The organism is Mycolicibacter acidiphilus, assembly GCF_018455725.1.
GTDB classification, from domain to species: Bacteria; Actinomycetota; Actinomycetes; order Mycobacteriales; family Mycobacteriaceae; genus Mycobacterium; species Mycobacterium acidiphilum.
Window position 1 is genome coordinate 1 of sequence record NZ_JAHCLR010000075.1, and the last position, 10,292, is coordinate 10,292.

General features: G+C 71.6%; 6 protein-coding genes and 2 pseudogenes. 3 read left to right on the plus strand and 5 right to left on the minus strand.

The window, feature by feature from the left end; all coding sequences use genetic code 11:
- Positions 1-405 (plus strand): annotated as a pseudogene (locus KIH27_RS20925) (fatty-acid--CoA ligase); the annotation flags it as partial.
- A 66-nt stretch (positions 406-471) separates the two neighbouring features.
- On the opposite strand, the gene KIH27_RS20930 reads toward KIH27_RS20925, so the two are convergent.
- Both KIH27_RS20930 and KIH27_RS23095 read right to left on the minus strand, forming a co-directional pair.
- Entirely contained in the window at positions 472-699 is a 228-nt protein-coding gene (locus tag KIH27_RS20930) for a type II toxin-antitoxin system VapB family antitoxin (RefSeq protein WP_214094897.1), read from the minus strand.
- A 102-nt stretch (positions 700-801) separates the two neighbouring features.
- The gene (locus KIH27_RS23095) at positions 802-4,152 is read right to left on the minus strand and encodes a PGRS repeat-containing protein (protein WP_214094898.1); all 3,351 of its coding nucleotides are present in this window, start codon (positions 4,150-4,152) and stop codon (positions 802-804) included.
- 338 nt (positions 4,153-4,490) lie between these two features.
- On the opposite strand from KIH27_RS23095, the gene gjpA (KIH27_RS20940) reads away from it, so the two are divergent.
- Positions 4,491-5,669, plus strand: coding sequence for an outer membrane porin GjpA (gjpA, locus tag KIH27_RS20940; protein WP_214094899.1), 1,179 nt, complete (start codon positions 4,491-4,493; stop codon positions 5,667-5,669).
- A gap of 80 nt (positions 5,670-5,749) precedes the next feature.
- Positions 5,750-7,612 (plus strand): fatty acyl-AMP ligase, encoded by a 1,863-nt coding sequence (locus KIH27_RS20945; RefSeq protein WP_214094900.1) that lies wholly within the window; start codon positions 5,750-5,752, stop codon positions 7,610-7,612.
- Position 7,613: 1 nt separating this feature from the next.
- On the opposite strand, the gene KIH27_RS20950 is transcribed toward KIH27_RS20945, so the two are convergent.
- The 3 genes and pseudogenes from KIH27_RS20950 to KIH27_RS20960 all read right to left on the minus strand — a co-directional run.
- Positions 7,614-8,030 carry a DUF898 family protein gene (locus tag KIH27_RS20950; RefSeq protein ID WP_250150502.1) on the minus strand — a complete coding sequence of 139 codons (417 nt, stop codon included), beginning with the start codon at positions 8,028-8,030 and terminating at the stop codon, positions 7,614-7,616.
- A gap of 89 nt (positions 8,031-8,119) precedes the next feature.
- Positions 8,120-9,310: an outer membrane porin GjpA gene (gjpA, locus tag KIH27_RS20955; RefSeq protein ID WP_214094901.1), complete on the minus strand. Its 1,191-nt coding sequence runs from the start codon at positions 9,308-9,310 to the stop codon at positions 8,120-8,122.
- A gap of 47 nt (positions 9,311-9,357) precedes the next feature.
- A pseudogene (locus KIH27_RS20960) lies at positions 9,358-10,292 on the minus strand (hypothetical protein); the annotation flags it as partial.

The window sequence follows — 10,292 nt, forward strand, 5'->3', positions numbered from 1 at the left end:
CTGCTGGCCGGACGCGGCGCGGTCTTCTCGGTGGAACCCATCGAAGGCGCCGGCGAACGGCTGGTCGTGGTGCAGGAACTCAACCGCCAACTCGCAGCCGCGATCCCCGACCTACGGGCACTGCTGGTCGCCGCACAGTCGGCCATCGTGCGACATCACGGGGTACGGGCCCACGCGCTGATGCTGGTCGAGCAGGGGACGATCCCCACGACCTCCAGCGGCAAGATCCAGCGCCGCGCCACCCGGCAGCGCTACCTCGACGGCGAGTTCACCGCGCTGGCGCAGTGGCAGGCCCCACCCGGCTCCGACGATGACGCCTCCGTCGATCCTGCGCTGGCCGCCCAGGCCGCCACGGCAATGCAGCAGGCGGTGGCCGCGCAGTTCTGGAAGTCGCTGCAGGGCTGAGCGCGGATCAGACGGAGCCGGCCGGGACCCGGTAGGCCGCTGATTTGCCCCGCAGGTAGGAGCTGGTCACCGTCGGTATTGCACTCGACTCTGCTGCCACATCTCATTGACGACGGCTTCGCCGTCGGTGCCGGCCGCGTTGTCCGCCATCCGGTCCATCAACGCCCGGGTAGCAGCTACCCGCAGCGTAGCCCGCAATGCGGCGTGGACGGTGTCCTTCTTCGTGGTGGTGCCGAGTTCCCGGGCAGCACGGGCCAGCAGGTCATCATCCAGATCGATCATCGTGCGGGCCATGGCCGCGAACATAGTCGCTATGCATTAATCCCGTATTCAGCAACGGTGTGCGTCGTCGGCGGCGCTGAACGCTTCGCCGAGCGACGCTCCGCCGAACCGGCGTCAGCTACCCGGCTTGCCCGCCGTGCCGTCGGCCCCGGCCGCACCGGCTGTCCCGGCCGAACCGGGGGTACCGGTCGTGCCCTGCTGGGCCGGGCCACCGTTACCGCCCGCACCACCGGCGCCGCCGTTGCCCAGGGCACCGGCCGCGCCACCGGAGCCTGCGGTGCCGCTGGCGCTGGTCCCACCTGCACCGCCATCGGCGCCGTTGCCACCGGCTCCGCCCGCCCCGCCGTTGCCGCCGTCGTAGCCGTTGTCGGTGGTCGGGTTGGTGCCACCGTTGCCACCGGCGCCACCGGTACCGCCGACGCCACCCGCACCGGCCGCACCCCCGGAGCCGCCGTTGCCGGCATCGGAGCCACCTCCGGCGCCGCCCTTGCCGCCGTTGCCGCCGGTACCACCGGCCTGACCGTTGCCGCCGACGGCCTGCGCGTGGTTCGAGCCGGCCGCGCCGTTGCCGCCGGCGCCGCCTGTACCGCCCGCGCCACCGGAACCACCGTTGCCGTCCGCACCCGCGGTGCCGTTGTTGCCGCCACCTGTTGCGGTGCCACCGGCGCCGCCGGTTCCACTGTGTCCACCGGCGCCACCCGCGCCGCCGTCGCCGCCGGCCAGGCCCTTGCCGGTCGCGTCGGCTCCACCGGCCCCACCGCTACCACCTGCGCCCGCCGCACCACCGGAACCACCGGATCCGCCGTCACCCGCTGCCGCACCATCGGAGCCGGCACCGCCGACCCCACCGTTGCCTCCGGTCCCGCCGGCGCCGCCGGTCTGTCCGTCGCCGCCCGCGGCGCTGGCCGAACTGGTGAGGGCCGCACCGGCACCGCCCTGGCCGCCCGTGCCACCGGAACCACCCGCGCCCCCGGCGCCGTGAGTACCGGCAGTGCCGTCACCGGCGCCGCCGTGTCCGGCAGTACCGGCCGCGCCGCCGACTCCGCCAGCGCCCCCGTTGCCGGCGTTGCCACCGGTCAGGCCCGCACCGGTAGTCGGGTCGGTTCCGCCGTTACCGCCGGCACCACCGCCCCCGCCGGATCCGCCGTTGCCACCGCTACCGGCGTTGCCACCGGTGCCGGTGTCGGAACTGCCGCCGTTACCACCGTTACCGCCGGTGCCGCCGGTGCCGCCGTCGGTGCCGTTGCCGCCGGCCGCATCCGACGGGCTGACGCCGTTGGCGCCGCCCGAGCCGCCCGAACCGGTGGTGCCGTTACCGCCGTTGCCGCCGTTGACGCCGTTCGTGCCGTCACCGCCGTTACCACCGGTGCCGCCACCGGAGCCACCGTCGGCGCCGTTGCCGGCGGTGGGATGAATGAAGGTGCCGGCTGTGGCGCCGCTGCTGTTGCCGCCGTTACCGCCGGTGCCGCCGCCGGACCCGCCGGCTCCGCCGTTGCCGCCGGAGTAGGTTCCGTTGCCGCCGTCACCGCCGGCACCGTCGCCGGACCCGCCGGCGCCACCGTTGCCGCCGAGGCTCACGCCGGTTGTGGCGCCGTCTGCACCCGCGCCGCCCGCGCCGCCGACACCGGCGGTGCCACCGGCCACACCGCTGCCGCCACCGCCACCGCCAGCACCGCCGTTACCGCCGGCGCTGTAGACCGTGCCCGCATCACCGGTGACGCTGCCGTCGTCGGTCCAGCCGGTACCGGCCCCGCCGGCCCCGCCGGTGCCACCGGCGCCGCCGCTACCGGAGCTGATCAGACCACCACTGCCGCCCTTACCGCCCGCACCGCCGTCGGCCTGGCCGACACCGGTGAGGATGCCGTGCCCGGAGCCGACCGTGCCGGTGCCACCGGCGCCGCCGTTGCCGCCCGCTCCCGAGGTGCCGCCGCTGCTTCCACCGCTACCGCCGGCACCACCGCTGCCGCCGAAGGTCTGCACGGTCTGGTCGGTCGTGGCGCCGTCACCGCCGGCACCGCCCGCGCCGCCCACGCCACCGATGCCGGACGCGGAGCTACCGCCGCCGCCGCCGGCACCACCGTTGCCACCAATACCGGCGTTGGTTCCGGTCGCCCCCGCAGTACCGGTCGCGTCGCCGCCGGCACCACCGACACCGCCCGCGCCGCCGGTGTTGGTCCCAGTGGCCGAACCACCCGAGCCGCCCTTGCCGCCGCTACCGGCCAGGTTGACCGCGTGGCCGCCGTTACCGCCCGCACCACCCGTGCCACCGGCACCGTCGGTCGCGCTACCACCCGATCCGCCGCTACCGCCGGCACCGCCGTCGTAGCCGTCGCCGCCGGCCCCGCCGGCACCGCCGGTTCCGGTGGTGCCGCCGTTGACCGCCTGCCCGCCGCTGCCGTTGCCGGTCGCGCCGCCGGCCCCGCCGTTGCCGCCGGCGCCACCGTGACCACCGGCCAGGAAGTCGCCGCTGGCGTCCTTGGCCGCGTCGCCGCCGGCGCCACCAGCACCGCCGTTCGCGGCGGTTCCTACCTCGCCGCCCTTCCAGAAGTTGACGCCGGCAGCACCACCGGCGCCGCCGCTGCCGCCCGCACCGCCGTTCAGGTTCGCCGCGTCCCCGGCGGCACCGGCACCACCGTTACCGGCCGCACCGCCGTTGCCGCCGTCGCCGAAGTGGGCGGCGCCGCGCCCACCGACACCGCCGTCGCCGCCGCTACTGCCTGCGCCCGTCCCACTGTTGGCGAAGGTTCCGGCGGTGCCGTTCGCCCCGGCACCACCGGTGCCGCCGTTGCCGAACAGCCAGCCGGCCGCGTCGCCTCCGGCCCCGCCCGAACCGCCGTTGACACCCACCGCGCTGGCGCCGCCGGCACCGCCGACACCGCCGTTGCCCATGAAGGCGCCGCCGGTGCCGCCCGCACCACCGTCGGCACCCAACCCGCCGGAACCGCCGACGCCGCCGTCACCGAAGCCCAGGGCGTTGCCACCGGAACCGCCGGCAACTCCGGACAGGTCGCTGTTCCAGCCGGCGCCGCCGTCGCCGAACCACAGTCCACCGTCACCGCCGTTGGGGTCGTCAGCGGTGCCGGCGGTGCCATCACCGATCAGGTACATGCCGCTGAACTGGTTGATGGCGTTGTCGATCGACTCGCCGAAGTCGCTGTGGATCCACGACTCGAGGCCGGTGTGCATGGACGTGTAGATCGGTGCGAGCACCTCGGTGAGGTCGAAGTCGCCGCCGAAGGCCGCCGACCCCGCGGTGGCCGCATCGCCCGGGTCGAACAGCTGGGTGAGCCAGTCGAAGTTCACCAGATCGTCGACATCGGCCCGGGCATTCGGCGCAGCCGACAGCGGCGTCATTCCGAACGCGAGGAATGCGGCCGCCGCACCTCCCGCCCCGATCACCCGGTTGCGGCCCTGCGCCGCCTTACCGCTCCGACCCCGCTGGTTGCTGGTGTGACGATGGCCCATTTTCGAACACCTCTCCCGGTGAGCGACCTCTGAATCAGTGCAGGTGACAACTCTCAGCAGTCACTAATCTAGATTGCATAAGACCACAGCACCTGATAATGCGTCAATCCCGATATTCCACACCCTTATCGTGCCACGATGCAGCCGCTCTACCGGTCGATATTGACCTTTGCAGCGTCATACGACGCCACAGGGAGCCTGTGACTGAGCCGAGTGTACGTCGCGCACATCGTTTACCGCAGGGTAAACGAACATCCCAATATTGCTTGCGTCTCAGCATTTGATTACGTACCGTCCAGTTGCATACGTCTTTCGCCTAACAGCTTGAGGGGACCCTGATGCAGCAAGCCCTTCGCCCCTACGCCACCGCAGGCCTCGCCATCGTCGGCGCCGGACTCCTCGTCGCGGGCCCGCAATCAGCGGTCATCAACGGGCGCCTCGCGCCCGACGTGCAGCTCACCAGCGCGCTGGGCGATCTACTGGCACCGTGGATCGCGCAGTACAACGAGGCCGCCGACAACGCCTCCGTGTTGGCGAACAACTTCCTGCTCGCACCGGGCGTGGCGTCGCAGCAGTTCGCCGTCGAGGTGACCAACTTCCTGGCCTCCGCGTTCAAGAACCCCTCGGACATCCCGGCCCTCTCGGAGCAGTTGCAGGATCACCTCAAGGCCGCCGCGTCGTCGGTGTCGCTGAGCGACGCGAGCTCCGACGTGATCAAAAACGCCCAAGCATTCACCCTCGCCGGCGACCACGGCGGGCTGGTCTTCGGCAACCTGGCGTCATTCCTGCCGTCGAGCATCGACCCGAACACGGCGACCGAGATCATCAACTTCCTGGAGTCGCCGCAGAGCGGGATCATCATGGGCATGCTCGGCCCGGCCATCGCGCCGTGGGTCGCCCTGAGCAACAGCATCAGCGACGGCGACAACTTCAACGAGACCATGGCCAACATGGTCGGCGCCTACTACAACGGCGCCACCCTGAATCTGGACAGCGTGCTGCCGGCGATCAACGACGCCGGGTTGCTGCCCGCCGGCATGGAGGTCCACCACCTGAGCTTCGCGTTCGGCGGACTGCTCACCCCGGGCGATGTCAGCCACGCCGCCTGGGATCTGTTCAACAACGACGGCAGCACCTTCGCGTCGGTGCCGGTGGTCGGCGGGTCGATCTTCAACAGCTTGGGCATCGACATCATCGGGGTGCCGCTGCTGAACCAGGTCTCGGCCGTCGGCCACGGGATCGGCCCGCTCGGGGCGATGCAGAGCCTGTCGGAACTGATCGCGCAGGAACTCGGCGCGAGTTGGAACGTCGGCAGCTGCGAGGGCAAGGGGTGCACCCCGGTGTTGCCGCCGGCCAGTCCGCCCGGCAGCATCATCAGCTTCCCGCACATCCCCACCGACACCTTCGGCGACTCCGGCAGTGCTGCTGCCGCTGCGAGCGACAGCGTCTCCGACACCAACTTCTGGAGCGAACTGAGCGACGCGTTCACCAACTTCCAGTGGAACGACGTCTTCTGATCGGTCAGTCGGATTCGCACGGCCGCACACGTTTTAAGGTGGCTTAGGCCGTAATGACCGCGGACAGGTGAGGTAACCGAATGCCGGATGAGACCCTGCCCAACGCCGCCACCCTGGTGGAGATGCTTCGGCAGCGCGCCGAGCAGTACGGCGACAAGGTCGCGTTCACGTTCTCCTACAACGGCGACGACGAGGACTGCCACCGGCTGACCTACCGGGACCTCGACACCCGGGCCCGGGCCGTTGCCGCGACGCTGCAGGCGCAGGGCGCGGCCGGGGAACGGGTGCTGGTGCTGGTGCGTCCCGGCCTGGACTTCATCGCCGGCTTCTTCGGCTGCCTGTACGCCGGCGCCGTCGCGGTCCCGGTGCATCAGAAACTGGCACCGCGACTGGCGACGGTGGTCCCCGACGCCCAGGCCGGCTTCGCGCTGGCGACCGTCGACACCCGCGCCAACACGATCGCCGCCGTCGACGGCCTGGCGGAGGGAAAAACGCTGCGCTGGTGCATGATCGAGGATGCCGCCGCCGTGGATCCCGATGCCTGGGTGGCGCCGGCCGTCGGTCCCGGCACCGATGCGCTGATCCAGTACACCTCCGGCTCCACCCGCTCCCCCAAGGGCGTGGTGCTGACCCACGGCAACCTGATGCACAACCTGACGGCGATGCGTGAGACGTGGCCCGGTGACGACACCGTCGTCGGGGTGTTCTGGCTGCCCCCGCATCACGATATGGGACTGATCAGCGCCATCCTGCAGATGCTCTCCCTCGGCGCGAGCGGTGTGCTGATGTCGCCGGCGGCCTTCATCAAACAGCCGATGCGCTGGCTGGAGGCGATCTCCCGGAATCGCGGGACCTACACCATCGCACCGACGTTCGCCTACGACCGGTGTGTGGAGCGCAGCACCCCAGCCGAGCGTGCCGCCCTGGACCTGTCCAACCTGGTGACCGCACACATCGGCGCCGAACCGGTGCGGGTCGAAACGCTGCAGCGTTTCACCGAGGCCTTCGCCCCCGCGGGATTCCGGATGGAGATGTTCCATCCGGCCTACGGGCTGGCCGAAGCCACCGTCGGGGTGTCCGGAGCCGCGGACGCCCAACCGCCGGGCGTGCGCTACGTCGACCGAAACGCGTTCGGGGAGGACCGGATCGTCGACGTCACCGCCGACGATCCGGCAGCCGTGGCACTGGTGGGCTGCGGGCGGCTGCTCGACGGCCAGCACGTCGTCATCGTCGATCCGGTCACCTGCGCGCCGTGCGGTCCCGACGAGGTCGGGGAAATCTGGATCGCCGGGCCCAGCGTCGCCAAGGGCTACTGGGGACGACCCGAAGAGACCGCCCAGACCTTCGGCTGGCAGCTCGCCTCATCAGCGGCGCGGTCCGACGAGGGACCGTTCGTGCGCTCCGGCGACCTCGGCTTCCTGTGCGGCGGTGAGCTTTTCATCGTCGGACGGGTCAAAGACCTGATCACCGTCGACGGCCACAACTACTACCCGAGTTATCTGGAGGCCACAGCGCAGGAGTGCTCTCCCGCGCTGGCTTCGGGCCGGGGTGCCGCCTTCACGGTGGACCCGCCGGGACTGGGCATGGTCGAGGACGTCGTCGCACAATTGGTGCTGGTGCAGGAGGTCGACCCGGAGCACGTCGCCCGGGCCGACCTGGAGGCCGTGCTGGACACCGTGTGCGCGGCGATCACCCGGCAGCACGGAATCGAACCGCATGCCGTGGTGCTGGTCCAGCCGCTGTCGATCCCCACCACGTCCAGCGGCAAGATTCAGCGCTACCAGTGCCGGCAGCAGTACCTGGACGACGGCCTTGCGGTGGTGGCGCAATGCGGCGGCTCCCCGCCGCAACCGCTGTCGCTGGCGGATCTTGAGGCCGCGGCCGGCATGGTCGCCGACCTCGAGGCGACCGCGGTCGCGCAGCAGGCCTTTCCGCAGGGCTGACTCAGGCCGGGATTGGCTGCGCCCAGGAGGTGTTCTCCCATTTCCACCGAGCGATGCGCGGACCAACCCAGAACCCGTAGATTCCGAGCGTCAGGACGATCAAGATCAGCCACTTCCACCACAGGCCGAACAGCCCCCACGCGCTGCCGTTGAATACGAGTTGGCGACCCTCGATGTAGGAGTGCTTCGCACGCCACCGCTCCCGCAGCACGAGGGCGAACGGATAGCAGATCCCCAACGTCAACACCGTGATGAGCAGGGCGAGTACGGCAGTGCCGAAGTAGGTGCCGGCGCCGCCGTCGAAGGCGAACTGGCGTGTCTGCGCCCGGTTCGGCACCGCATTCGTGCTGGCGGGCGGCGACGCGGGGCGGAGAGCAGACTGCTCAGCGGACGTGGGTTCCCACGGTTGTGCAGGCATAGACGGCGTTGTCATGGAGTCCTCTGTTCCGGGCGGATCGGCGGACGGTGTCGCCCGCGGTTCCCCAAGGTAATCCCGGAGTCCGACACTCAGAGGTGGACGCCGAAGGCCTCGGCGATCTCCGCCACGCTGAAGTCGGGCGCCTCCGCGCTGCCGGACGCACCGCCGTCGTCGAAGGTGTCGGCGGGAATCAGCGGCAGGCTGCCCCCGGACAGCGGCGGCAGCGCCGGCGGCGGGGTGCCACCGGACTTGCCGTCCCAAGCCCACGGACTCACGCCCTTGCCGCCGTCCAGTAGGCCGGCCACCGTCTGACTCCAGGCTTCCCAGGCAGCGATCGGACCGACCGGTTGCCCGGCCAGTTCGATGGTGAATCCCGGCAGAATGCTGGTCTGCAGGCTCACCCCGAGCGCGTTGAACATCGAACCGCCGACCGCCTGAACCGAGTTCACGACGTTGCCGCTGGAGTCGAAGAGTTCGTAGTCGGCCTGGCCCACCGAACCGGTGGAGAACAGCCCACCGAGCGCGAACTCCAGGTGGGTCAAGGTGGTGCCCTCCGGCAGGAAGCCGGTGTCGGCAATCAGCGGCAGCAGGCTGTCGAGGTTGAGCGTCGCCCCGTTGAAGTAGGCGCCGAACATGTTGGCCATGATCTCGTTGAAGCCGTCACCGTCGTTGATGCTGTTCATCAACGCGACCCACGGACTCAAGCCCGGCCCCAGCATGCCCATGATCATGGCGCTGGCCGGGGAGGCCAGGAAGTTCACGATCGGGGTCACCATCGCCGGGTCGACGTCGGCCGGCAGGAACTGCGGCAGCAGCTGCAGGATCAGGTCGTGGCCGAACGACAGCGTGCTCAGGTCGGAGGCGTCCACGGTGTGCAGCGTGGTCGCGTCCATGGTGTCCGGGCCCGCATTCATCAGCGTCCAGGCGTCGTTGACGGCCTTGACGTTCTCCTGCATCTCCAAGGTGATCGCCGCGAGCTTGGTCGGGTCGTCGGCCAGTTGCTGCGCGTAGTCGGTGGCGTTCGCGATCATCTGCTGAAGCCCAACGCCGGGCGCCAGATAGAAGTTGTTCGCCAGCACGGTCGCGTTCTCGGCCGCGGTGTTGTACTGCGCCAGCCACGGCGCCAGGAAATCGCCGAAGGGGCTACCGCCGGCCGCCAGTGCCACGTCGCGAAGGGCCGACGGGCCAGGGGCCGGAGCGGACACCGGGGTGACCGCGAGGAAGGTGGCCCCGATGAGCGCGACACCAGCGGTCGCGTAGGGCTTGAGAGCTGTTTGCAAGGCCGTCTCCTTAGTCTTCGGTCAACTGTTTTCGAGTGCTTGCGTTCTCAGCTACCGGGCTGGCCCGAGGTTCCGGGAGTGCCGGCGGCACCGCTAGCCGCACCACCGGTCCCGGCGCCGCCCTGACCGGCGCCGCCGCCGGCGCCGGGGGCACCGCTGGGCGAGCCGCCGTTGCCGCCGTCGGCGCCGTCACCGCCGTCGCCGCCGGTGTTGGCTGAACCCTGGGCCGCGCCGCCCTTCCCACCGTCGCCACCGGAACCGCCGGACCCGCCGGTCCCGGCCGAACCGTCACCGCCCGCGGTGCCGCCGGTGCTGGCACCGCCGTCTCCGGCCGCTCCACCGCTGCCCCCGTTGCCGCCACCGGCACCGTTGCCGCCGGCGAGGCCGTTGCCGGTCGCGTTGGTGCCGCCGGCGCCACCGTCACCACCGCCGCCACCGGCGCCGCCGGTACCACCGGAGCCGCCCTGGCCGCCGTTGCCGTCCGTGGAGGCGCCACCGACTCCGCCGACGCCGCCCTTACCGCCGTTGCCGCCGAGAGCGCCGTTGGTGCCGGCCGCGTTCGGGGCGCTGGTGCCGTCGCTGCCGGCCCCACCGGCCCCGCCGGTGCCACCTGAACCGCCCGCGCCGCCGGTGCCGTCGCCGCCGTCGGTGCCCGCGGTACCGCTGGTGCTGGCGCCGCCGCTGCCGCCGACACCGGCCGCGCCACCGGCCCCGCCGTTGCCGGCGTTGCCGCCGGTCAGGCCCTTGCCGCCGCCGTCGTGGCCACCGGTTCCGCCGGTACCACCCTGACCGCCGGCGCCGCCGCCGCCACCCTGACCACCGGCCCCGCCGTTGCCGGTGCCCGATGTGCCGCCGTCACCGCCGTTGCCGGCGGCGCCGCCCTTGCCGCCGTCGGCGCCGGTGCCGCCGGCCGCGTTGGCCGAACTGGAGCCGGTGGCGCCGAGGTCGCCGTTGCCACCCGCGCCGCCGTGTCCACCGCTGC